This window comes from Streptomyces sp. NPDC032472 (assembly GCF_040636955.1).
Lineage (GTDB): Bacteria > Actinomycetota > Actinomycetes > Streptomycetales > Streptomycetaceae > Streptomyces.
Window position 1 is genome coordinate 84,637 of record NZ_JBEZVK010000013.1, and the last position, 21,566, is coordinate 106,202.

Consider the following 21,566-nt stretch of genomic DNA (forward strand, 5'->3'; position numbering starts at 1 on the left):
CCGGGGCGCGGCGTACGCGGCCTTGGCCCCGCCGCCGCTGACCTGCGGGGACGGGGCGCGGCAGGCGTACGCGTCCGGGGTCGGCCGCGTACGTCCCGGGGCTCAGCAGGGGCGCTTGCGCAGTTCCATCACGTAGTCGTGCGGAGCGCCCGCGGACTCGGCGGCGTCGGCGATCTCACCCAGGTAGCGCGCCGAGGGCAGGCCGCCCTCGTAGCCGTTGAGGACGTAGCACCAGGCCGCCTCCTCGCCGTCCAGGGTGTGGACGCGGATCCGCATCCGGCGGTAGATGTCGAGGCCGACGCCCTCCCACCGGTCCATCGAGTCCTCGTCCAGCGGCGCGATGTCGTACAGGGCGACGAAGACCTGCTGGCGGGGCGCCTCGACGATGGTCGCGAGGGCGCCTTCCCAGCCCATCTGCTCGCCGCCGAAGGTCAGCCGCCAGTCGTTGATCCAGCCCGTTCCGCGCAGCGGCGAATGCGGGGCGCGGCGCGTCATCAGCCGCGGGTCGAGGTTGCCGGCGTACGCGGCGTAGAGCGACATGGAGTCGAGGGTACGGGAGGGGCGGCCCGGGACGCGTGCCCGGTGGGTGTACCCCCGTACGGAGTCCTCGCGGGGGACCGGTAGGGGGACGTCCGCGGGGCCGCCGCGGGACCGGGGGAGAAGCACCTTGAAGCGTGCGGGACAATGGAGCACGGAATGCATCCCCCGGGGAGACCCCCCGGAAGCCCCGGCCGGGGCGGCGCTCGGCCGGGTAGACGTGAGGCGGAGTTTTCGTGACCCGGATCGTGATCATCGGCGGCGGACCCGGCGGGTATGAGGCGGCCCTCGTGGGGGCCCAGCTCGGCGCGGAGGTGACCGTCGTCGACTGCGACGGCCTCGGCGGCGCCTCGGTCCTGACCGACTGCGTGCCCTCCAAGACGCTCATCGCGACCGCCGAGGTCATGACGAACTTCGACTCCTCCTACGAGGAGCTCGGCATCGTCGTCGCCGACGACACCCCGCCGATCGAGCAGTCCGCCCGGATCATCGGCGTGGACCTCGGCAAGGTGAACCGGCGCGTCAAGCGCCTCGCGCTCGCCCAGTCGCACGACATCACCGCCTCCGTCACCCGGGCCGGCGCCCGCGTCATCCGCGGCCGCGGGCGGCTCGGCGGCCCGCAGGGCATCGACGGCACCCGCGACGTCATCGTCACGGCCGCCGACGGCACGGAGCAGATCCTCACCGCCGAGTGCGTGCTGATCGCCACCGGCGGTACCCCGCGTGAGATCCCGGACGCGATGCCCGACGGGGAGCGCATCCTGAACTGGACCCAGGTCTACGACCTCGACGAGCTCCCCGAGGAGCTCATCGTGGTCGGCTCCGGCGTCACCGGCGCCGAGTTCGCCGGCGCCTACCAGGCCCTCGGCTCGCGCGTCACGCTGATCTCCTCCCGCGACCGCGTGCTGCCGGGCGAGGACCCGGACGCCGCCGCCGTCCTGGAGGACGTCTTCCGCCGCCGCGGGATGAACGTCATCGGCCGCTCCCGCGCCGAGTCCGCCAAGCGCGTCGGCGACCGCGTCGAGGTCACCCTCTCCGACGGCCGCGTCGTCACCGGCACCCACTGCCTGATGGCGGTCGGCGCCGTCCCGAACACCCGGGGCATGAACCTGGAGGAGTCCGGGGTCAAGCTCAAGGAGTCCGGCCACATCTGGACCGACAAGGTCTCGCGCACCTCCTCGCCCGGCGTGTACGCGGCCGGCGACGTGACGGGCGTCTTCGCCCTCGCCTCGGTGGCGGCCATGCAGGGCCGCATCGCGATGTACCACTTCCTCGGCGACGCGGTGACCCCGCTGAACCTCAAGACGGTCTCCTCGAACGTCTTCACCGACCCCGAGATCGCCACCGTCGGCTACACGCAGGCCGACGTCGACGCCGGCCGGATCGACGCCCGCGTGGTGAAGCTGCCGCTGCTGCGCAACGCCCGCGCGAAGATGCAGGGCATCCGGGACGGCTTCGTGAAGCTGTTCTGCCGTCCGGGCACGGGCATCGTGGTGGGCGGCGTGGTCGTCTCGCCGCGCGCGAGCGAACTGATTCACCCCATCTCGATCGCCGTCGACAACAACCTGACGGTCGAGCAGATCGCAAACGCGTTCACGGTGTACCCCTCGCTGTCCGGTTCGATCGCCGAGGTGGCGCGCCAGCTGCACACCCGCAAGACCGCCGGCGAGGGCTGAGTCGGGCCGGTCCGGCGACAACCTTCCTGCTGGCCAGGACAGTTGGGGCGGGGTGCGGGCGGACTGCGGGCGGAGGGACGGATGTTCACGTCCTCGCCCCGCCGCGTATACCACTAAGCACCCCGCCTTATGGACAACTTCGGTATTCCGGCGCAAGGAGCTGAAACCAGACGGTCGCCCGGGTTACTGTCAGTTTCGTGTTCGCTGCAGAACGTCGCCAATTGATTCTCGAAATGGTGCGGGCCAACGGAGCGGTATCGCTCCGGGAGCTCGCCCGCGTCGTCCAGACCTCCGAAGTGACCGTACGTCGGGACGTGCGGGCGCTGGAGGCAGAAGGACTCCTCGACCGCCGGCACGGCGGTGCGGTACTGCCCGGAGGTTTCACGCGGGAGTCCGGGTTTCCGCAAAAGTCCCATCTCGCGACGGCGGAGAAGACCGCCATCGCCGACGTGGCGGCGGGCCTCGTGGAGGAAGGCGAGGCCGTCGTCGTCGGTGCGGGCACCACGACCCAGGAGCTGGCCCGACGGCTGGCCCGGGTGCCGGGGCTGACCGTCGTCACCAACTCCCTGCTCGTCGCCCAGGCGTTGGCCCACGCCAACCGCGTCGAGGTCGTCATGACCGGCGGGACACTGCGCGGCTCGAACTACGCGCTCGTCGGCAGCGGGGCGGAGCAGTCCCTCCAGGGCCTGCGGGTCTCCCGGGCCTTCCTGTCGGGCAGCGGACTGACGGCGGAGCGGGGCCTGTCCACGTCCAACATGCTGTCCGCAAGCGTGGACCGGGCACTGGTCCAGGCCGCGGCGGAGGTGGTGGTCCTGGCGGACCACACCAAGCTCGGCACGGACACGATGTTCCAGACGGTCCCGACGGACGTCATGACCCGCCTGGTCACGGACGAGCCGCCCGCGCACGACGAGCGGGCGGCCACGGAACTCCAGGCCCTGGCGGACCAAGGCGTCCAGATCACGGTGGCGGGCACCGCGTCCACCGGCCCGCTGGACGCGATGCAGAGCCGCCGCCCACGCCGCGAGGCCCCCCTCCCGGTCCAACGCCGAGGCACCCCCACCCCCCAACTCCGCAGCGCCCCCGCGTCCCTCCTGGACCAACAACAGGACCGCCCCCGCGTGGCCGACCTCCGCCGCCGCTGACCCCGCGCCTCCGGCACGGTGGGACTGCCGGGGGCGCGAGCGACCTGTGACGGGTCCACTCGGCCCGCTTACGCTGGACGGGTGATCCGTGCCGTGGTGCTGGACGTGGGGGAGACCCTCACGCGCGATGACCGCTACTGGGCCGCATGGGCGGACTGGCTCGGCGTGCCAGGCACACCCTGTCCGCGATCGTCGGCGCAGTCGTCGTCGACGGCCGGGACAATGCCGACGCGATTCGCCTCCTGAGGCCCGGCGTGGACATCGGCGCGGAGTACGCCGCGCGTGATGCCGCCGACCGCGGCGAACAACTCGACGTACGTCGGTGACCACCCGGCCAACGACATCGTGCCGGCGGCGCGTGCCGGGCTGCGCACCGCGCACCTGCGCCGCGGGCCCTGGGGGCACTGGTGGGCCGACGATCCGGCGGTGCAGGCGGCCGCCGACTGGTCGATCGACTCCCTGACCGACCTCGTCGACATCGTCAAGTCGTAGGGCAGGAACCGCGGTTCGGGGAGCGGTACGGTGCGCGCATCAGGCCTGCTCCCCGAGGGCGCTGCGCAGCCAGTCCAGTGGGCCCTGACCGAGGAGCTCATCGGCCAGCCGCTGCCCGGTCTCCGTCGTCAGCCGCTTGGCGGGCCTGAGGGGGGCGTCGTCGTCCATGGGGCCTCGTGTCCTCGGTCCCGGCCCGGAGAGCTGCGCGAGGTGCCGCGGTGAGCCGGTGGCGGAGCCTTGAGCAGATGCAGGGCGAGGCCGCGAACCTGGCCGGGTGGGCCGTGGGTCTGGTGGTCGCCCCGTCCGTGGCGCATCCGGGCGGCGTCTGTCGGCGGACGACCCTGCCGTGCCCGTCCTGCCGGGAGGTCGCCCCGCTCGTGCAGCGCTACGGCACCACCATGGTGCACTGCCCCCGCTGCAGGTTCGGCTGGGGCCTGCAGCACGATCCGGTCCGCTGCTGGGAGAGGATCCGCCTCTGAAGTCCCCGCGGGGAAGAAACGGCGAACGCCGGCGGCTGGGGGCCAGACGCCGGCGTTCGGGGTGTTCGGGGTGTCAGTCCTTGATCTCGCAGATCGTGGCGCCCGAGGTGAGGGAGGCGCCGACCTCGGCCGTCAGGCCGACGATCGTGCCCGAGCGGTGGGCGTTCAGCGGCTGCTCCATCTTCATGGCCTCCAGGACCACGACGAGGTCGCCCTCGTTGACCTGCTGGCCCTCCTCGACCGCGACCTTCACGATCGTGCCCTGCATCGGCGAGGCCAGGGTGTCGCCCGAGGCGGCCGGGCCGGACTTCTTCGCCGCGCGGCGCTTCGGCTTGGCGCCGCCCGCGGCTGCCGTGCGGGCCAGGGTCATGCCCAGGGAGGACGGGAGGGAGACCTCCAGCCGCTTGCCGCCGACCTCGACGACGACCGTCTCGCGGCCCGGCTCCTCCTCGGCCTCGTCCGCCGCGGGGGCGGCGAAGGCCGGGATCTCGTTGACGAACTCGGTCTCGATCCAGCGGGTGTGGACCTTGAACGGGGTGCCGTCGGTCGGGGCGAACGCCGGGTCCGTGACCACCGCACGGTGGAACGGGATGGCCGTGGCCATGCCCTCGACCTCGAACTCCTCCAGCGCACGGGCGGCGCGCTGCAGGGCCTGCTCACGGGTGGCACCGGTGACGATCAGCTTGGCCAGCAGGGAGTCCCACGCCGGGCCGATGACCGAGCCGGACTCCACGCCCGCGTCCAGGCGGACACCGGGGCCGGACGGCGCGTTGAACTTGGTGACCGTGCCGGGGGCCGGCAGGAAGTTGCGGCCCGGGTCCTCGCCGTTGATGCGGAACTCGAAGGAGTGGCCGCGCAGCACCGGGTCGCCGTAGCCGAGCTCCTCGCCGTCGGCGATGCGGAACATCTCGCGGACCAGGTCGATGCCGGCGACCTCCTCGGTCACCGGGTGCTCGACCTGCAGGCGGGTGTTGACCTCGAGGAAGGAGATCGTCCCGTCGAGGCCGACCAGGAACTCGACCGTGCCGGCGCCGACGTAGCCGGCCTCCTTCAGGATCGCCTTCGAGGCGGCGTACAGCTCGGCGTTCTGCTCCGCGGAGAGGAACGGCGCCGGGGCCTCCTCGACCAGCTTCTGGTGGCGGCGCTGCAGCGAGCAGTCACGGGTGGAGACGACGACCACGTTGCCGTGGGAGTCGGCCAGGCACTGGGTCTCGACGTGCCGCGGCTTGTCGAGGTAGCGCTCGACGAAGCACTCGCCGCGGCCGAAGGCGGCGACCGCCTCGCGCACCGCGGAGTCGTAGAGCTCCGGCACCTCCTCCAGGGTGCGGGCGACCTTCAGGCCGCGGCCGCCGCCGCCGAAGGCGGCCTTGATCGCGATCGGCAGGCCGTGCTCCTTGGCGAAGGCGACGACCTCCTCGGCGCCCGAGACCGGGTCCGGGGTGCCGGCGACCAGCGGGGCGCCGGCGCGCTGCGCGATGTGGCGGGCGGCGACCTTGTCGCCGAGGTCGCGGATGGCCTGCGGCGGCGGGCCGATCCAGGTCAGGCCCGCGTCGATGACGGCCTGCGCGAATTCGGCGTTCTCGGAGAGGAAGCCGTATCCGGGGTGGATGGCGTCCGCGCCGGAATCGGCGGCGGCCTGCAGGACCTTGGAGATGTCCAGGTAGCTGGCGGCCGGGGTGTCACCGCCCAACGCGAAAGCTTCGTCGGCCGCGCGGACGTGCAGGGCGTCCCGGTCCGGATCGGCGTAGACGGCTACGCTCCCGATTCCGGCATCCCGGCAGGCCCGAGCAACGCGGACAGCGATTTCGCCACGGTTGGCGATGAGCACCTTGCGCACGATGGCTCCCTCCTTGAAACAAGCTGAGTTTAGGGACTGCCCACACGGCCTTTCGACCCTTCCCTAGAGGTGACCTTGCCCACACGGAGTGTGATTCGAGTCCGCCTCGATCGAGGAAAGGCCAAGTGGCGCCCCAGGTCAGGGGGATCCCCGACTGCACAGTAACCCCGTCAGGTAGCCACGGTCTCTGTGCGGCGGGTCAGCGGCCCCCGGCGATTCTTTGTCGATTCCCTACGAACGGCCCACACATTCTTTGCGGGATCGCCGACCGGGGCACCCCCTATAACGAAGCGGTGCACACCCCTTGTCCGTACGTTTACCCGTTAGTAGCCTCCACGACGTCGAACACACGTGGGAGGGGTGGGGCCTCGTGGACGTCGTGCTGCGCAGGGCCGTGGCGGGCCTGGCCTCCGCCGTGGTGGCCGCCGAGGCGCTGCTGCTCGCCCTCGTGCACTTCGTGCTGGGGCGGACCACCCGCAACCAGTCGATGTCCGTCGCGGGCGCCGATCCGGACGTCATGTCCATGGCCACGTACGCCATGGGGGCGGCCATCGCCGCGTTCCTGCTCCTGTGCGCGGTGCTGCTCGCCGTGACCGCCGTACGGGACCGGCCGCCCGGCGGCTTCGCCCGCGTCGTGATCGTCACCGCCGCCGTCACCCACGGGGTGCTCGGCGCCCTCGCCGCGGCCCTGGTCGGCTGGGGCGCCTTCGCGGCGACGATGCTGATCCTGTGCCTCCTCGTGCTGACCCTGGCGCTCCACGCAGCCGAGGGAAATTGGCTCAAGCCCACAACTCGGTGATCGACACGCCCAGTTCGGCCAGCAGCGAGCGCAGCAGCGGCATCGACAGCCCGATGACGTTGCCGTGGTCGCCGTCGATGCCCTCGATGAACGGGGCCGACAGCCCGTCCAGGGTGAACGCCCCGGCCACGTGCAGCGGCTCGCCGCTCGCCACGTAGGCCGCCACCTCCGCGTCCGTCGGCTCGCCGAAGCGGACCGTGGTCGAGGCCGTGGCCGAAACCCGCCGCCCCGTCGCCGTGTCGACCACGCAGTGCCCGGTGCGCAGCACGCCGGCCCGCCCGCGCATCGCCTTCCAGCGGGCCGTGGCCTCGTCGGCGTCCGCCGGCTTGCCCAGCGCCTCGCCGTCGAGCTCCAGCACCGAGTCGCAGCCGATCACCAGGGCGCCCGCGGCCTCGTCCAGGGCCGCCACGACCGCCGCCTTGGCCTCGGCCAGCGCCAGGGCCAGCTCGGCCGGGGAGTCCGCCGTGACGGAGTCCTCGTCGAAGTTGCTGACGATCACGTGCGGGGCCAGCCCGGCCTGGCGCAGCAGGTTCAGCCGGGCGGGGGAGGCGGAGGCGAGGACGAGCGCGCGGGCGGGGGCCTGGGCGGCCTGGGCAGCAGTCATGCCCGCCATCGTAGGCGCGGATCAGAAGCCCACGCCCAGGACGTAGACGACCACCAGCATCGCGAGCACGACCACCACGGTCATCCGCCGGACCATCGCCTGCGCGTCGCGCATGTCCTTCGGCGGCTCGTTCTCAGGGTCTGACCACAGCATGCCCCGATCCTGGCCCCGGGAACGGCTGTGGCGCCTGAGTACGGGTACTCAGGCGCCACGGTGCTTTCACGCCGTTCTCGGCACCGTGCCGAACGCAGGGCCCGCCGCCGTGCCCGCCACAGGGCCCGCCGCCGTGCCCGGCGCCGTGTTCAGCCCGGCCTTCAGCTCTGGCCGGGCCAGTACGTACGGGCCCACGCCCGCGGCCCCGGCTGCGGAACCGTCCGCCGCGCCACGCGGCCCGGGGCCGCCCACGCGTCGGCCGGCCGCGGAGCGCCCGACGGTGCCGAGGCCAGCACCGCCGCGCGCGCTTGGACCACCGCCAGTGCGGCGGCCAGCTCCTCGGGGGTCGGATTCCCCTTGACGACCTTGATCACCACAGGACTGACCTCCCGGACTAGAGGGGGATGTTGCCGTGCTTCTTCGGCGGGAGGGACTCCCGCTTGGTGCGCAGCTGACGCAGACCCTTGACGACGTGCGCCCGGGTCTCCGACGGCATGCTCACCGCGTCGATGTAGCCGCGCTCGGCGGCGGTGTACGGGTTGAGCAGCGTGTCCTCGTACTCGGCGATGAGCCGGGCCCGCACGGCCTCGACGTCCTCGCCGGCGGCCTCCGCCTCCGCCAGGGTGCGGCGGTGCAGGATGTTGACCGCGCCCTGCGCGCCCATGACGGCGATCTGCGCGGTCGGCCAGGCCAGGTTGAGGTCGGCGCCGAGGTGCTTGGAGCCCATGACGTCGTAGGCGCCGCCGAAGGCCTTGCGGGTGATGACGGTGATCAGCGGGACGGTGGCCTCGGCGTAGGCGTAGATCAGCTTCGCGCCGCGCCGGATGATGCCGTTGTACTCCTGGTCGGTGCCCGGCAGGAAGCCCGGCACGTCCACGAAGGTCAGCACCGGGATGTTGAAGGCGTCGCAGGTCCGCACGAAGCGGGCGGCCTTCTCGGAGGCGTTGATGTCCAGGCAGCCGGCGAACTGCATCGGCTGGTTGGCGACGATGCCGACCGGGTGGCCCTCGACGCGGCCGAAGCCGGTGAGGATGTTCGGGGCGAACATCGACTGCGTCTCGAGGAACTCGCCGTCGTCGACGACGTGCTCGATCACCGTGTGCATGTCGTACGGCTGGTTCGCGCTGTCCGGGATCAGCACGTCGAGCTCGCGGTCCGCGTCGGAGACCTCGGTGTCGGCCTCCTCCGGGAAGGCCGGCGGCTCCGAGAGGTTGTTCGACGGCAGGTAGGCCAGCAGGGACTTGACGTACTCGATGGCGTCCTTCTCGTCCCCGGCCATGTGGTGGGCCACGCCCGAGGTGGAGTTGTGGGTGCGGGCGCCGCCCAGCTCCTCGAAGCCGACGTCCTCGCCGGTGACCGTCTTGATGACGTCCGGGCCGGTGATGAACATGTGCGAGGTCTGGTCGACCATGACCGTGAAGTCGGTGATGGCCGGGGAGTACACGGCGCCGCCCGCGCAGGGGCCCACGATCAGGCTGATCTGCGGGATCACGCCGGAGGCGTGCACGTTGCGGCGGAAGATCTCGCCGTACATGCCGAGCGCGCTGACGCCCTCCTGGATGCGGGCGCCGCCGGAGTCGTTGATGCCGACGAGCGGGCAGCCGGTCTTCAGCGCGAAGTCCATCACCTTCATGATCTTCTGGCCGTAGACCTCGCCGAGGGCGCCGCCGAAGACGGTGAAGTCCTGGGAGAAGACCGCCACCGGGCGGCCGTCGACCGTGCCGTAGCCGGTGACGACGCCGTCGCCGTAGGGGCGGGTCTTCTCCAGGCCGAAGTTGGTGGAGCGGTGCCGGGCGAACTCGTCCAGCTCCACGAAAGAGCCCTCGTCCAGCAGCAGGGCCACCCGCTCGCGCGCCGTCAGCTTGCCCTTGGCGTGCTGCTTCTCCACCGCCCGTGCGGACCCGGCGTGGGTGGCTTCGTCGATACGGCGCTGCAGATCCGCGATCTTCCCCGCGGTGGTGTGGATGTCGATCGGCTCTGACGGTTGTGACATCGGGGTCGCGGCTCCCTGTGTGGTGTCAACTGCCTGGTCAATTGATTGACTACTGCTGGCTACTGGTGCGTAGCGTATCGGCGGGCATGGCGCTCGGCAGTGCGGCGTTTGACACACCTAATCTGGCTTGCATGACGCCATCCGATGCTTCAGGAGAGGCCTCCTCCGGAGCCTCCGCGAACCGCTGGTCCGACCTTGACCGGCCGCCGCTGAACACCGCCGCACTGCAGCGGTCCCTCGTCACCGACGGAGGTTTGTGGACCTCCCTGGAAGTCGTCCCCGCCACCGGGTCCACCAACACCGATCTCGCCGCGCGGGCCGGGGAGCTGCCCGAGGGGGCCGTGCTCGTCGCCGAGGAGCAGACCGCCGGGCGGGGGCGCCTGGACCGCAGCTGGGTCGCGCCCGCCCGGTCCGGACTGTTCTTCTCCGTCCTGTTCAAGCCCGGCGGGGCCGTGCCGCAGGAGCAGTGGGGCTGGCTGACCCTGCTGGCCGGGGTGGCGACCGCGGCCGGGGTCTCGCGGGCGGCCGGCGTGGACACCGCACTCAAGTGGCCCAACGACCTGCTGGTCACCGTGGACGGCCAGGAGCGCAAGGCCGGCGGCATCCTCGCCGAGCGCGTCGCCGACGGCATCGTCATCGGGATCGGGCTCAACGTCAGCCTGACGGAGCAGGAGCTGCCCGTCCCCGAGGCCGGGTCCCTGCTCCTGGCGGAGGCCGCCGTGACGGACCGCGAGCCGCTGCTGAAGGCCGTACTGCGCTCCCTGGAGCAGTGGTACGGCACCTGGCGTGCGGCCGGCGGCGATCCCGCCGCCAGCGGCCTGCAGGAGGCGTACGCGGCGGAGTGCGCCACCCTCGGCCGGCACGTACGGGCCGAGCTGCCCGGCGGCCGCACGCTCACCGGGACGGCCGAAGCCGTGGACGCGGACGGGCGGCTCGTCGTACGGACCGCCGAGGACGCCCACGAGGCCGTCGGAGCCGGGGACGTGGTGCACCTGCGCTCGGTCCGCTAGCGGCGCCGCCCCGGGCGCCGGGACCGGCCCGGGGCCCCGCGCAGGACGGAGGTCACAGGACTGGGGAGTGAGCTACGGCACACCTGCCGTATGGTTTAGGCGATCCCGGTCCTCACGGCGATCACCGGTTCGCCAGGGCAGTGCGCACGGAATGGACAGGAGGCGGCCCTTGACCGTCGACGACTCAAAGTCCAGCGCGTCCGCCCACGGCCCCAGCGGCCCGGGCACGCCGATCGGGCGCGACCAGCACACTCCCCACCACGAGGTGGACCACACGGCCCAGCCGACGGCGGACCCGCTCGCCATCCGGCTGGAGCAGCTGATCCTCGGTGCGGAGCGCCGCTACACCCCGTTCCAGGCCGCCCGCAGCGCCGGCGTGTCCATGGAGCTCGCCTCCCGCTTCTGGCGGGCCATGGGCTTCGCCGACATCGGCCAGGCCCGGGCCCTGACCGAGGCGGACGTCCTGGCGCTGCGCCGGCTCGCGGGCCTGGTGGAGGCGGGGCTGCTGAGCGAGCCCATGGCGGTGCAGGTGGCCCGGTCGACCGGGCAGACCACCGCCCGGTTGGCCGAATGGCAGATCGATTCCTTCCTGGAGGGGCTGACCGAGCCGCCGGAGCCGGGCATGACCCGTACGGAGGTCACGTACCCGCTGGTCGAGCTGCTGCTGCCGGAGCTGGAGGAGTTCCTCGTCTACGTGTGGCGGCGGCAGCTCGCGGCCGCCACCGGGCGGGTGGTGCAGGCCGCGGACGACGAGGAGATGGTCGACCGGCGCCTGGCGGTGGGCTTCGCCGACCTGGTGGGCTTCACCCGGCTCACCCGCCGCCTGGAGGAGGAGCAGCTCGGCGAGCTGGTCGAGTCCTTCGAGACCACATCCGCGGACCTGGTCGCCGCCCACGGCGGCCGGCTGATCAAGACCCTCGGCGACGAGGTGCTCTACGTCGCGGACGACGCGGCGACGGCGGCCGAGATCGCGCTGCGGCTGATCGAGACGATGGAGGCCGATCCGCAGATGCCGGAGCTGCGCGTCGGCATCGCCTTCGGGACCGTGACGACCCGGATGGGCGATGTCTTCGGCACCACGGTCAACCTGGCCAGCCGCCTGACCTCCATAGCCCCGAAGGACGCGGTGCTGGTCGACGGCGCCATGGCCGAGGAGCTGGGCCGCACCGGTGCGGCGCCGGTCTCGGAGAAGGAGGCCGAGGCCGAGGAGGGCGGCGGCTCGTACCGCTTCGCGCTCCAGCCGAACTGGCAGCGGCCGGTGCGCGGGCTGGGCGTCGTGGAGCCCTGGTCGCTGACGCGGCGGAAGCCTAAGATCCCCGGGTAACGTTCGTTAACCGGGAGGGTTCCTGTGTCGGTGGAGTCGGAGTTCGTCAGCGTACGTCGGCACGGTGAGGACGGGGTCGTCGAGCTGGCCCTGGACCGGCCCAAGGCGATGAACGCGGTGTCCACGGACATGGCGCGGGCCATCGGCGCGGCCTGCGCCGAGCTGGCGGCGGACCACTCGGTCCGGGTCGTCGTGCTCACCTCGACCGCGGAGCGGGCCTTCTGCGTCGGCGCCGACCTCAAGGAGCGCAACTCCTTCTCCGACGCCGAGCTGCTGCGCCAGCGCCCCACCACGCGCGGTGCGTACGGGGGCGTGCTGGAGCTGCCGATGCCGACGATCGCGGCGGTGCACGGCTTCGCCCTCGGTGGCGGCTTCGAGCTGGCCCTGGCCTGCGACGTCATCGTGGCGGACGAGACGGCCGTGGTCGGCCTGCCCGAGGTGTCCGTCGGCGTCATCCCGGGCGGCGGCGGCACGCAGCTGCTGCCGCGGCGCGTGGGCGCGGCCCGCGCGGCCGAGCTGATCTTCACGGCGCGCCGGGTGGAGGCGGCCGAGGCGCTGTCCCTGGGCCTGGTGGACTCCGTGGTCCCGGCCGGCACGGACCGCGACGAGGCGCTCGCGCTGGCCGCCCGGATGGCGGCGAACTCCCCCGTGGGGCTGCGGGCGGCCAAGCGGGCGCTGCGGCTGGGGCACGGCATGGACCTCGCGGCGGGCCTGGAGATCGAGGACGCCGCGTGGCGGACGGTGGCCTTCTCCGGCGACCGCGCCGAGGGCGTTGCGGCGTTCAACGAGAAGCGCCGGCCGAACTGGCCGGGGGTCTGAGGCCTTCCCGTCTCCAAAACGGGCAAAACTCCCTAACCTGGGGTGATGGGAGTCGACGGACGGCTGCGAGCCGTCGTGGGCCTGGCCCAGGCCATGGCCGCCGCGGTCGCGCCGCGGGACAGCGTGCGCGCGGCCGCGCGCGGGGCCCGGCTGGCGATGGACGGGTCGTTCGCCGCCATCTCCGCCTGGGAGCGCGAGCGGGGCCGGCTGCGGGTGCTCGTCAACGAGGGCGAGCGCCGGGCCGACGAGGCCGAGTTCCCCGAGGACGAGTCCTACCCCGTGCACGACTTCCCCGAGATCACCGAGTTCCTGCACGAGCGGTGGGTCGGCGGTGCCGGCCCGCACGCCTGGGTCGAGAGCGCCGGCGGCGGCCGACCCGGGCGGCGCGGCGAGCAGCTGCGCCGCCGCGGCCGCGGCACCTGTGTCGTCGCGCCGGTCGTGCTCAGCGGGCGGGCGTGGGGCGAGCTGTACGTGGCCCGCGACGACGGCCTGCCCGACTTCGACGAGGACGACGCCGAGTTCGCGGCCGTCCTGGCCGCCGTCATCGCCGCCGGGCTCGCCCAGAACGACCGGCTGGAGGAGGCCCGGCGGCTCGCCTTCACCGACCCGCTGACCGGGCTGGCCAACCGGCGCGCCGTGGACATGCGGCTCGACGAGGCCTTGGAGGAGCACCGCCGGGCCGGGGCCGTCGTCAGCCTGGTCGTGTGCGACCTCAACGGCCTCAAGCGGGTCAACGACACCCTCGGCCACGCCACCGGCGACCGGCTGCTGGAGCGCTTCGGGTCCGTGCTCAGCCTGTGCGGGGCCATGCTGCCCGGTGCGCTCGTCGCCCGGCTCGGCGGGGACGAGTTCTGCCTGGTCAGCGTGGGGCCCGCCGCCGACGAGGTGGTGCGGGTGACCGAGGAGCTGTGCCGGCGGGCCGCCGGGCTGGAGCTGGGCGAGGGGGTGGCCTGCGGGGTCGCCTCGACCGGGGACCCGATCGGCCCCGTGAAGTCCTCGCGGCGGCTGTTCCGGCTGGCCGACGCCGCCCAGTACAAGGCGAAGGCGGCCCGCTCGGCGGGGCCCGTCGTCGCCGGCCGGGACACCGCGGTGGTGCGCATGGCCGATGCCGCGCAGCAGGAGGCGCCGGGCGAGCGGCGCCGCTTCCGGGGGCGGGCGTAGGGGCGCGGGGGGCCGTGCGCGGCGTGCCCCGGGCCGGGCGGGGCCGTACGGGGCGGTGCGTGCGCTGCGTAACAGGTGCTCGTGAAAGTCGCTAGTGACATGAAGCGATTCAGTCCGTAGGGTGCTGAATATGGATATGCACACTGTCGTGGTGGGGACGTCCGGGACCACCGCCGAGGACGTCATCGCCGTCGCCCGCGGCAACGCGCGGGTCCAGCTGTCCCCCGAGGCCCTCGACGCCCTCGCCCGCTCCCGCGAGATCGTCGACTCCCTCGCCGCCAAGCCCGAGCCCGTCTACGGGGTGTCCACCGGGTTCGGCGCCCTGGCCTCCCGGCACATCAGCCCCGAGCTGCGCGCCCAGCTCCAGCGCAACATCGTCCGCTCGCACGCCGCCGGCATGGGCCCGCGCGTCGAGCGCGAGGTCGTGCGCGCCCTGATGTTCCTGCGCCTGAAGACCGTCGCCTCCGGCCACACCGGCGTCCGCCCGTCCGTCGCGCAGACCATGGCCGACGTGCTCAACGCGGGCATCACGCCCGTCGTCCACGAGTACGGCTCCCTCGGCTGCTCCGGCGACCTCGCCCCGCTCTCGCACTGTGCGCTCACCCTGATGGGCGAAGGCGACGCCGAGGGCCCCGACGGGGTCGTCCGGCCCGCCGGCGAGCTGCTCGCCGAGGCCGGCATCGAGCCCGTCGAGCTGCGCGAGAAGGAGGGCCTGGCCCTCCTCAACGGCACCGACGGCATGCTCGGCATGCTGGTCATGGCCCTCGCCGACCTCGGCAGGCTGTACACCTCCGCCGACATCACCGCGGCCCTGACGCTGGAGGCCCTGCTCGGCACCGAGAAGGTCCTCGCGCCCGAGCTGCACGCCATCCGCCCCCACCCCGGCCAGGGCGCCTCCGCCGCCAACATGGCCGCCGTCCTGAAGGGCTCCGGGCTCACCGGGCACTTCCAGGAGGAGTCCGCCCCGCGCGTGCAGGACGCCTACTCGGTGCGCTGCGCCCCGCAGGTCGCCGGCGCCGGCCGCGACACCCTGGCGCACGCCGCCCTCGTCGCCTCCCGCGAGCTGGCCTCCGCCGTCGACAACCCGGTCGTCCTGCCCGACGGGCGCGTGGAGTCCAACGGCAACTTCCACGGCGCCCCCGTCGCCTACGTGCTGGACTTCCTGGCCATCGCGGCCGCCGACCTCGGCTCCATCGCCGAGCGGCGCACCGACCGGCTGCTCGACAAGAACCGCAGCCACGGCCTGCCGCCGTTCCTCGCGGAGGACGCCGGCGTCGACTCCGGGCTGATGATCGCCCAGTACACGCAGGCCGCGCTGGTCAGCGAGATGAAGCGGCTCGCCGTCCCGGCCTCGGCCGACTCCATCCCGTCCTCCGCCATGCAGGAGGACCACGTCTCGATGGGCTGGTCAGCGGCGCGCAAGCTGCGTACCGCCATCGACAACCTGACCCGGATCATCGCGATCGAGCTGTACGCGGCCACCCGGGCCATCGAGCTGCGGCACGGGCTGACGGCCGCCCCGGCCAGCCTTGCCGCCATCGCGGGCACCCGCGAGGCCGGCGTGGCGGGTCCCGGCCCGGACCGCTTCCTGGCCCCCGACCTGGCCGCCGCCGACGCCTTCGTCCGCTCGGGCGGCCTGGTCACCGCGGTCGAGTCGGTAACGGGCCCCCTGGCCTGACGGGCCGCCCCGCCGCGCGCGGCCCGCGCCCGCCCAGGGCCGCCACCGGGAGAGCCTTCCCCCGGGGGCGGCCCTTCGGCGTGCGCGGTTGGCGTGGCCTTTCAGGCCTCGCCGGCCCTTCCGAAGCCGAGGGCCGGCCCGGCCGCCGCTCCCGTTTTCGAAGCGGGGGTGGGCATGTTCAGCCCCGTCGGCGTTTGAGGCGCGGGGCTTGGGGCGGAGCCCCGGCAACCCCGGCTCCGCCGGCCTTTGCGCCGGGGTCCGGGCATTCCAGCCCCGCCGACGTTTGAGGCGAGGCGGCGCACCGAGGAACCCGGCTCCGCCGGGCACCGGGCTCCGCCCGGACCCGCCCCTCAAACGCCGGCGGGGCTGGATTTGCCGGCCCCCCGTCTCAGGCAAAGGCGGGGCTGGAATTGCCGGACTCCCGCTTCGAAGGCGCCTGGGGGGCTGGGGTGGCGGACCTCTGCTTGGGAAGCAGAGGCGGGGTTACGCGCCGCGGGAGTGGCGGACGGAGAAGGTGACCGAGGCCGCGCCCACGATCAGGCAGGCGGTGCCGGCCAGCAGGTAGGGCGTGGTGTCGATGCCGCCGGTGTCCGCGAGGCCGAGCACCGGCTCGTCGGAGCCCGTCCCCTGCCCGGCCGCGGCGTCGGCGGCGGCGTCGGCGCCCGAGCCTTCGGTGTTCGCCGCGGCGGGCGCGCCGCGCCCGGCGGAGTCCTCGGGCGCGGTGGCGTTGGCCGAGGGCACGAACCACAGGGCGGCGAGCAGGGTGGTCGCCCCGAGAGCGGTGAGCAGCGGTCGGCGTGCGGTCACGGTGCGATCCCCCTTGCGGAAGCAGCGAATTGGCCGTGTGCGGTGATGCTACGGAAAGGGGCGGGTCGTGGGAAAGTCGGGGCCGGTTCGGGCTTACTCTCCGTCGTATGAACCCTTCTGACACATCACGATATGTACGGCTCCGGGTGGATTTGGTGCTGGAGGTATCTGACGCCGAGGCCCTGACGGGCGCCGCCCTCGAGCACATCGACGCCGACGAGTTCATGCCGGACGAGGAGCGCAGCCACGCCGAGGCCGCCGTCCGGGAGGACGAATCGGAAGCTCTCGCGTACCTCGTGGACCCCACGGACCTGGTGGCGGAGATCCCCGGAGTGGAGCTCGTACAGGCCTCCTGGAGCAGCGAGCCCGTGGAATACGACCCCGAGTCGCTCGAATGGGACCTCGAAGAGGAAGATGGAGGCTTCGACAGGGAGACCGACAACGCCTGACCGTGGGGTTGCCCACATTCAAACGGAATGTGGAACCGACCGGGCCGTCAATGCGTTGACTGGGGCGAGGCAGGGGGCGTTTTCCCCCTGCCCGGGGACTGCCCCGGGGGGTTCAGGCAATGATGGAGTGGCGTGTGAGGACGGACAGCAAGCGGCGGCGCAGGTCCATGGCGGCCATATCGGCCGTGCTCGGCGGCGTACTGATGCTCACGGCGTGTAACGGCGGCGGCGACGACAAGGCGAAGGGCGGGGACTCCGGAAAGTCCCAGTCGGACGTCGACGCGGCCGCCGCCAAGGACGCCTCGAAGGCCAAGATAACGATCACGCCGAAGGACGGGGCGACCAACGTCGGCCTGGACTCCACCGCCGTCAGCGTCGCCGAGGGCACCCTCACCGGCGTGGAGCTGAAGACCTCCGAGGGCGCTGCGGTCGCCGGCAAGATAGCCGGCGACGGCAAGAGCTGGAAGCCGGACGCCCCGCTGAAGCGCTCCACGAAGTACGCGCTGGCGGCCACCGCGAAGGACGCGAGCGGCAAGGAGGCGCACGAGAACGCCTCCTTCACCACCGTCTCCCCGGAGAACAGCTTCATCGGCTCGTTCGTGCCGGAGGACGGCCAGACCGTCGGCGTCGGCATGCCGGTCTCGATCACCTTCAACAAGCCGATCAAGGACAAGAAGGCGGTCCAGGCCGCGATCAGCGTCACCTCCAGCTCGAACCAGGAGATCGTCGGCCACTGGTTCAGCGAGCAGCGGCTCGACTTCCGGCCCGAGCAGTACTGGCAGGCCAACTCCACCGTCACCCTGAAGATGACGCTGGACGGCGTGCAGGGCGCCCCGGGCGTCCAGGGCGTGCAGAACCGCACCGCCACCTTCAAGATCGGCCGCAGCCAGGTCTCCACCGTCGACGCCAAGACGAAGAAGATGACCGTCACGCGCGACGGCCAGGTCCTCAAGACCATCCCGATCTCGGCCGGCTCCCCGGCGAACCCGACGTACAACGGCCAGATGGTGATCTCCGAGAAGTTCAAGGAGACCCGGATGGACGGCTCCACCGTCGGCTTCACCGGCAGTGACGGCAAGGGCGAGTACGACATCAAGGACGTCCCGCACGCGATGCGGCTGTCCACCTCCGGCACCTTCATCCACGGCAACTACTGGGGATCGGACTCGATCTTCGGCAGCGTGAACACCAGCCACGGCTGCGTCGGCCTCAACGACGTCAAGGGCGCGGGCGACCCGGACCAGCCGGCGGCCTGGTTCTTCGACAACACGCTCATCGGTGACGTGGTGACGGTGGTCAACTCCCCGGACAAGACCATCAAGCCGGACAACGGCCTCAACGGCTGGAACATGAGCTGGGCGGAGTGGAAGGCCGGCTCGGCCGCCTGACCCCCGGTGTGAACCGAACCCCGACCGGACGGCGGGGAGCCCGAGGCGGCTCCCCGCCGTCCGGCGTTTTCCGGGCCGGGCCGGGCTACGGGGCCGGGGACGACGGGCTGGGGCCGGGGCCGGAGGGCCCGAAAGTGCGGGGCGCGCCGGGCGCGCCGCGGCTAAGGTCGCGATCATGACCCTTCCGAGCAGCGCCCCCACGGCGATACGCGCCCTCACCCCGCCCCCGTCCGATGCCGAGGCGGACGCCTGGCGGGCCGTCCTGGCCGCCGTCCAGGCCGCCGACCTGCCGCAACTGCCGACGCCGTCCCGCGTGGAGGTGTCCGGCCGGATCCAGGTGGCGCCCGCCCGCGGCCGCGCCGCGCTCTGGGCCGCCGAGGCCGGTGCGGCCGGGGACGGCGTCGCAGGGGAGGGCGCCGCCGCGACGCTCGGTGTCGCCGGGCTGCTCCTCTTCAGCGACGAGAAGAACCGGCACACCGCCTTCCTGGACGTCCTGGCCGTGCGCCCAGAGGCGCGCCGGCAGGGCCTCGGCACGGCCCTGTGGCAGCAGGTCCGCGAGGCGCTCCTCGCCGACGGCCGGAGCTCGGTCTCCGCCGTGGTCGACCTCGGCGGCCCCGGCCAGGCCTTCGCCGAGTCCCTCGGCTTCACCGAGGCGCTGCGGATGGCCTGGTACGTCCAGGACGTGGCTGCGCCGCAGCCGGAGCAGGCACCGCAGACCCCCGGCTACACGCTGCTGTGCTGGCCCGGCCTGGTCCCCGACGCCTGGGCCGGGGCCGCCGCCATCGCGCACGGCTCCATGGAGGACGCCCCGAGCGGCGACACCGACGAGCAGACCCAGGCCTGGACGGCGGAGCGCCTGCACGCCGCCCAGCAGCTGATCCTGGACCGCGGCGGCGCGATCACCACCGTCGCCGCCGTCACCCCGCAGGGCGAGGTCGCCGCGTACACCGAGCTCGTCCTGCCGGACCCGGACGGCCCGCGCGCCATCCAGTACGACACGGCCGTCGTCCCCGGCCACCGCGGCCGCGGCCTCGGCCGCGCGGTCAAGCTCCGCATGCTCGCCGAGGCGACGGCCCGTCACCCCGCCCTGCGCACCATCGCCACGACCGTCGCCGACGCCAACACCCCGATGCTCGCCGTCAACGAGGCGCTCGGCTACCGCCGCGAGCGCGCGGCGGCGATCTACCAGCTCAAGCTGTAGCCGCGGAGCCGCCCGCCGCGCACCCGGTGCGGAGACGGACTCAGGGCCTCGCGGCCACCAGGGAGTAGAGGACCGGCAGGTGCGTCTGCCCGAACGGGAAGCGGTACCTGCCGTCCTCGCCCCGGGGCAGCAGCCCCCGGCCGTCGGTGTCGGCCTCGGTGTGCTCGCCGAGGTGCGCGAGGACCAGTCCGGCCCCGGCGGCCGCCGTCACGATCTCCCCGAGGGAGTGCGGGTACTGCACCGCCTCGCGGGCCTCGACGCGCAGCTCGGGATCGGCGTACGTCCCGGTCACCGGCTCCCGCAGCGCCGCCCCGCCGCCGTACGGCCAGTCGGCGACGAGCGGCTCGTAGGAGGCGAAGACCTGGAACAGCGGGTGCAGGTCGACCAGGAGCAGCCGGCCCCCGGGCCGCAGTGCCGCGGCCGCACCCCGCATCCAGGCGTCCGGGTCGCCGATCCAGCACAGCACCCCGTACGTGGCCACCACCAGGTCGAACCGGCCGGCGAGGGAGGCCGGCAGGGCCTGCGTGTCCGCCTCGACGAACTCCGCGGCCAAGCCGGCGCGGGCCGCGAGCTCCCGGGCCCGGTGCACGGCCACGGGGGAGAAGTCCACCCCCGTCACCCGTGCCCCGAGCCGGGCCCAGCTCAGGGTGTCCATGCCGAAGTGGCACTGCAGGTGCAGCAGGTCCAGCCCCCGCACCTCCCCGGCCAGCTCCCGCTCGGTGCCGAGCAGGGTCTGCCGCCCGGCGAGGAACCCCTCGACGTCGTAGAACCGGTCCCCGGCGGTGGTCCCGTGCACCCGGGCCCGCTCGTCCCACACCGCCCGGTTGAGCGCACCCGCACTGCCGCCTTGCCCCTGGCTGTCCATTCGGCCCAGTGTGCCGACCGCCCCGCCGACGGTCGACCGGGTTTCGGCCAGCCCCTGCAAGGGCGGCGCCCATGACCCGCCGACCGTGAAGATCACGATCAATAACCGGAATATTGGGCCGTCCGGGTGATGGGCGCCTTGCTAAATGGATCTTGCCTGGGAAAGAATCGGAGCCATCGGGGAGATCCCCTCCTTGGCAGCCGAAAAGCCTGGCCAGAGCCGCAAGGGGGGTGTTCGGGAGGGGTTTTGCGGATTCCTTTCAGAAGGGTCTTCTGCTCCTCGGAAACGGCGGCCTGGTCGGCTGCGGGGTGGACGGCGGGGCGGAGGGTCCGATGCGCGGGAGAACGGTGCGGTGGCGGGCGCCGGACTTGCGGGGTGGGTTGGTCAAAGTGATGAGGCGGACCAGTTGGTGAAAGCAGGCGAGTGACGCCATCTGCGGCAATGCGGCGGCGGCCTCGTCGGTGAGGGTTTTGGGCGCCTGCGCCAGACACAGCAGGATCGCGGTGCCCGAGAACACGAGGACCACGAGCCAGGAGTGGAGCGCTCGGCGCTGGTGAAGGGCGGCGCGCAGGATGTTCAGGGAGGCGACGGCCCACGGACCGTAGACGAGGAGGGGCCACCAGTCGGCCACGTACGCCGGGGTGCGCAGCTCGGCGATCCGGTGCAGCGGTTCGTAGGCGATGATGCCGCCGAACAGGCTGACCAGGGTCACCAGGGCGGCGGCGAGCGTGGCAATGGAGAAGCTGGTCGTGCGCAGCCAGTCCACGACCCAGCGACGTGGTCTGCGGCGCCGGCGGGGGGACCCCTCGGGATGGACGGCGTAGGGGTTCGGCTGCGGACGCACGGGCGGGGTGTCGTACTCGGCCGCCAGGCTCTCCTGTAGCAGGAAGCCCAGTTCTTCCGTCGGGTTCGGCGACATCTGCGGCGGCACGCCCGGAAGACCCGACCCGAGGCGGTCGGGTTCGCCGGCGAGCGTGTCGTACTGGGCCGTGGGACGCCACGCCTGGGTGCTGGAGGCTGCGTAGAACTCTTCGGGGTACGCGAAGGGTTCGCCGCTGTGGAAGTCATGCATTCCCGCGAATCCCCACCCCGGCGCGGGTCGCCTTCGGTGTGTGAACGATTCGGTTCCAGCAGCGCCAGAAATCGCAC

General features: G+C 72.9%; 22 protein-coding genes and 1 pseudogene. 13 read left to right on the forward strand and 10 right to left on the reverse strand.

What is annotated here, in order from left to right; all coding sequences use genetic code 11:
* Positions 1-102: 102 nt before the first annotated feature.
* Positions 103-540, reverse strand: coding sequence for a gamma-glutamylcyclotransferase (locus AB0F11_RS11030; RefSeq protein WP_007266087.1), 438 nt, complete (start codon positions 538-540; stop codon positions 103-105).
* Positions 541-773: 233 nt separating this feature from the next.
* On the opposite strand from AB0F11_RS11030, the gene AB0F11_RS11035 reads away from it, so the two are divergent.
* From AB0F11_RS11035 to AB0F11_RS11045, 3 genes and pseudogenes are all read left to right on the forward strand, one after another.
* Positions 774-2,213 (forward strand): NAD(P)H-quinone dehydrogenase, encoded by a 1,440-nt coding sequence (locus AB0F11_RS11035; RefSeq protein ID WP_362170639.1) that lies wholly within the window; start codon positions 774-776, stop codon positions 2,211-2,213.
* A 197-nt stretch (positions 2,214-2,410) separates the two neighbouring features.
* Positions 2,411-3,358, forward strand: a complete 948-nt coding sequence (locus tag AB0F11_RS11040; RefSeq protein ID WP_362170642.1) for a DeoR/GlpR family DNA-binding transcription regulator — start codon at positions 2,411-2,413, stop codon at positions 3,356-3,358.
* 81 nt (positions 3,359-3,439) lie between these two features.
* A pseudogene (locus AB0F11_RS11045) lies at positions 3,440-3,850 on the forward strand (hypothetical protein).
* Positions 3,851-3,889: 39 nt separating this feature from the next.
* On the opposite strand, the gene AB0F11_RS11050 reads toward AB0F11_RS11045, so the two are convergent.
* Complete coding sequence (locus AB0F11_RS11050) at positions 3,890-4,018, reverse strand: hypothetical protein (protein WP_362170645.1); 129 nt, start codon at positions 4,016-4,018, stop codon at positions 3,890-3,892.
* Positions 4,019-4,068: 50 nt separating this feature from the next.
* Here AB0F11_RS11050 and AB0F11_RS11055 point away from each other — a divergent pair, with 50 nt between their 5' ends.
* A complete protein-coding gene (locus AB0F11_RS11055; protein WP_362170648.1) occupies positions 4,069-4,329 on the forward strand; it encodes a hypothetical protein in 261 nt (86 codons plus the stop codon).
* 73 nt (positions 4,330-4,402) lie between these two features.
* Here AB0F11_RS11055 and AB0F11_RS11060 read toward each other — a convergent pair whose 3' ends face one another.
* A complete protein-coding gene (locus AB0F11_RS11060; RefSeq protein ID WP_362170651.1) occupies positions 4,403-6,166 on the reverse strand; it encodes a biotin carboxylase N-terminal domain-containing protein in 1,764 nt (587 codons plus the stop codon).
* A 370-nt stretch (positions 6,167-6,536) separates the two neighbouring features.
* Between AB0F11_RS11060 and AB0F11_RS11065 the strand changes: the two genes are divergently transcribed.
* Positions 6,537-6,965, forward strand: coding sequence for a hypothetical protein (locus tag AB0F11_RS11065; protein WP_362170654.1), 429 nt, complete (start codon positions 6,537-6,539; stop codon positions 6,963-6,965).
* On the opposite strand, the gene AB0F11_RS11070 is transcribed toward AB0F11_RS11065, so the two are convergent.
* The 4 genes from AB0F11_RS11070 to AB0F11_RS11085 all read right to left on the reverse strand — a co-directional run bounded on the left by AB0F11_RS11070 (position 6,946) and on the right by AB0F11_RS11085 (position 9,715).
* Positions 6,946-7,569 carry a nucleoside triphosphate pyrophosphatase gene (locus tag AB0F11_RS11070; protein WP_362170656.1) on the reverse strand — a complete coding sequence of 208 codons (624 nt, stop codon included), beginning with the start codon at positions 7,567-7,569 and terminating at the stop codon, positions 6,946-6,948. The genes AB0F11_RS11065 and AB0F11_RS11070 overlap by 20 nt on opposite strands.
* A gap of 21 nt (positions 7,570-7,590) precedes the next feature.
* Positions 7,591-7,722, reverse strand: a complete 132-nt coding sequence (locus tag AB0F11_RS11075; protein WP_361901681.1) for a hypothetical protein — start codon at positions 7,720-7,722, stop codon at positions 7,591-7,593.
* Between the two features lie 161 nt (positions 7,723-7,883).
* Positions 7,884-8,096 (reverse strand): acyl-CoA carboxylase epsilon subunit, encoded by a 213-nt coding sequence (locus AB0F11_RS11080; protein WP_361902335.1) that lies wholly within the window; start codon positions 8,094-8,096, stop codon positions 7,884-7,886.
* Between the two features lie 20 nt (positions 8,097-8,116).
* Positions 8,117-9,715, reverse strand: coding sequence for an acyl-CoA carboxylase subunit beta (locus tag AB0F11_RS11085; protein WP_362170659.1), 1,599 nt, complete (start codon positions 9,713-9,715; stop codon positions 8,117-8,119).
* Between the two features lie 131 nt (positions 9,716-9,846).
* On the opposite strand from AB0F11_RS11085, the gene AB0F11_RS11090 reads away from it, so the two are divergent.
* The 5 genes from AB0F11_RS11090 to hutH all read left to right on the forward strand — a co-directional run bounded on the left by AB0F11_RS11090 (position 9,847) and on the right by hutH (position 15,707).
* Entirely contained in the window at positions 9,847-10,725 is an 879-nt protein-coding gene (locus AB0F11_RS11090) for a biotin--[acetyl-CoA-carboxylase] ligase (RefSeq protein WP_362170662.1), read from the forward strand.
* 169 nt (positions 10,726-10,894) lie between these two features.
* Positions 10,895-12,049, forward strand: a complete 1,155-nt coding sequence (locus tag AB0F11_RS11095) for an adenylate/guanylate cyclase domain-containing protein (protein ID WP_362170665.1) — start codon at positions 10,895-10,897, stop codon at positions 12,047-12,049.
* 24 nt (positions 12,050-12,073) lie between these two features.
* The gene (locus AB0F11_RS11100; RefSeq protein WP_361901688.1) at positions 12,074-12,868 is read left to right on the forward strand and encodes an enoyl-CoA hydratase-related protein; all 795 of its coding nucleotides are present in this window, start codon (positions 12,074-12,076) and stop codon (positions 12,866-12,868) included.
* Positions 12,869-12,913: 45 nt separating this feature from the next.
* Entirely contained in the window at positions 12,914-14,029 is a 1,116-nt protein-coding gene (locus AB0F11_RS11105) for a GGDEF domain-containing protein (protein WP_362170668.1), read from the forward strand.
* Between the two features lie 136 nt (positions 14,030-14,165).
* Positions 14,166-15,707 carry a histidine ammonia-lyase gene (hutH, locus tag AB0F11_RS11110; protein ID WP_362170821.1) on the forward strand — a complete coding sequence of 514 codons (1,542 nt, stop codon included), beginning with the start codon at positions 14,166-14,168 and terminating at the stop codon, positions 15,705-15,707.
* A gap of 483 nt (positions 15,708-16,190) precedes the next feature.
* Here the strand turns inward: hutH and AB0F11_RS11115 are convergent, their stop codons facing one another.
* Positions 16,191-16,514, reverse strand: a complete 324-nt coding sequence (locus AB0F11_RS11115; protein WP_362170671.1) for a hypothetical protein — start codon at positions 16,512-16,514, stop codon at positions 16,191-16,193.
* Between the two features lie 155 nt (positions 16,515-16,669).
* Here AB0F11_RS11115 and AB0F11_RS11120 point away from each other — a divergent pair, with 155 nt between their 5' ends.
* From AB0F11_RS11120 to AB0F11_RS11130, 3 genes are all read left to right on the forward strand, one after another.
* Complete coding sequence (locus AB0F11_RS11120; protein WP_362170673.1) at positions 16,670-16,963, forward strand: hypothetical protein; 294 nt, start codon at positions 16,670-16,672, stop codon at positions 16,961-16,963.
* Positions 16,964-17,085: 122 nt separating this feature from the next.
* The gene (locus tag AB0F11_RS11125; RefSeq protein ID WP_362170824.1) at positions 17,086-18,351 is read left to right on the forward strand and encodes an Ig-like domain-containing protein; all 1,266 of its coding nucleotides are present in this window, start codon (positions 17,086-17,088) and stop codon (positions 18,349-18,351) included.
* A 175-nt stretch (positions 18,352-18,526) separates the two neighbouring features.
* Positions 18,527-19,552, forward strand: a complete 1,026-nt coding sequence (locus tag AB0F11_RS11130; protein WP_362170676.1) for a GNAT family N-acetyltransferase — start codon at positions 18,527-18,529, stop codon at positions 19,550-19,552.
* A 40-nt stretch (positions 19,553-19,592) separates the two neighbouring features.
* Here AB0F11_RS11130 and AB0F11_RS11135 read toward each other — a convergent pair whose 3' ends face one another.
* Complete coding sequence (locus AB0F11_RS11135; RefSeq protein WP_362170679.1) at positions 19,593-20,417, reverse strand: class I SAM-dependent methyltransferase; 825 nt, start codon at positions 20,415-20,417, stop codon at positions 19,593-19,595.
* 259 nt (positions 20,418-20,676) lie between these two features.
* The gene (locus AB0F11_RS11140; protein WP_362170682.1) at positions 20,677-21,489 is read right to left on the reverse strand and encodes a DUF2637 domain-containing protein; all 813 of its coding nucleotides are present in this window, start codon (positions 21,487-21,489) and stop codon (positions 20,677-20,679) included.
* Between the last annotated feature and the right edge of the window lie 77 nt (positions 21,490-21,566).

What these genes read in the sequence shown, in the direction of transcription:
- AB0F11_RS11030 (WP_007266087.1), bottom strand. Translation starts at nt 540, where the DNA reads ATGTCGCTCTACGCCGCGTACGCCGGCAACCTCGACCCGCGGCTGATG.
- AB0F11_RS11050 (WP_362170645.1), bottom strand. Translation starts at nt 4,018, where the DNA reads ATGGACGACGACGCCCCCCTCAGGCCCGCCAAGCGGCTGACGACGGAG.
- AB0F11_RS11070 (WP_362170656.1), bottom strand. Translation starts at nt 7,569, where the DNA reads ATGACTGCTGCCCAGGCCGCCCAGGCCCCCGCCCGCGCGCTCGTCCTC.
- AB0F11_RS11075 (WP_361901681.1), bottom strand. Translation starts at nt 7,722, where the DNA reads ATGCTGTGGTCAGACCCTGAGAACGAGCCGCCGAAGGACATGCGCGAC.
- AB0F11_RS11085 (WP_362170659.1), bottom strand. Translation starts at nt 9,715, where the DNA reads ATGTCACAACCGTCAGAGCCGATCGACATCCACACCACCGCGGGGAAG.
- AB0F11_RS11090 (WP_362170662.1), top strand. Translation starts at nt 9,847, where the DNA reads ATGACGCCATCCGATGCTTCAGGAGAGGCCTCCTCCGGAGCCTCCGCG.
- AB0F11_RS11105 (WP_362170668.1), top strand. Translation starts at nt 12,914, where the DNA reads ATGGGAGTCGACGGACGGCTGCGAGCCGTCGTGGGCCTGGCCCAGGCC.
- hutH (WP_362170821.1), top strand. Translation starts at nt 14,166, where the DNA reads ATGCACACTGTCGTGGTGGGGACGTCCGGGACCACCGCCGAGGACGTC.
- AB0F11_RS11125 (WP_362170824.1), top strand. Translation starts at nt 17,086, where the DNA reads ATGGAGTGGCGTGTGAGGACGGACAGCAAGCGGCGGCGCAGGTCCATG.
- AB0F11_RS11130 (WP_362170676.1), top strand. Translation starts at nt 18,527, where the DNA reads ATGACCCTTCCGAGCAGCGCCCCCACGGCGATACGCGCCCTCACCCCG.
- AB0F11_RS11135 (WP_362170679.1), bottom strand. Translation starts at nt 20,417, where the DNA reads ATGGACAGCCAGGGGCAAGGCGGCAGTGCGGGTGCGCTCAACCGGGCG.
- AB0F11_RS11140 (WP_362170682.1), bottom strand. Translation starts at nt 21,489, where the DNA reads ATGCATGACTTCCACAGCGGCGAACCCTTCGCGTACCCCGAAGAGTTC.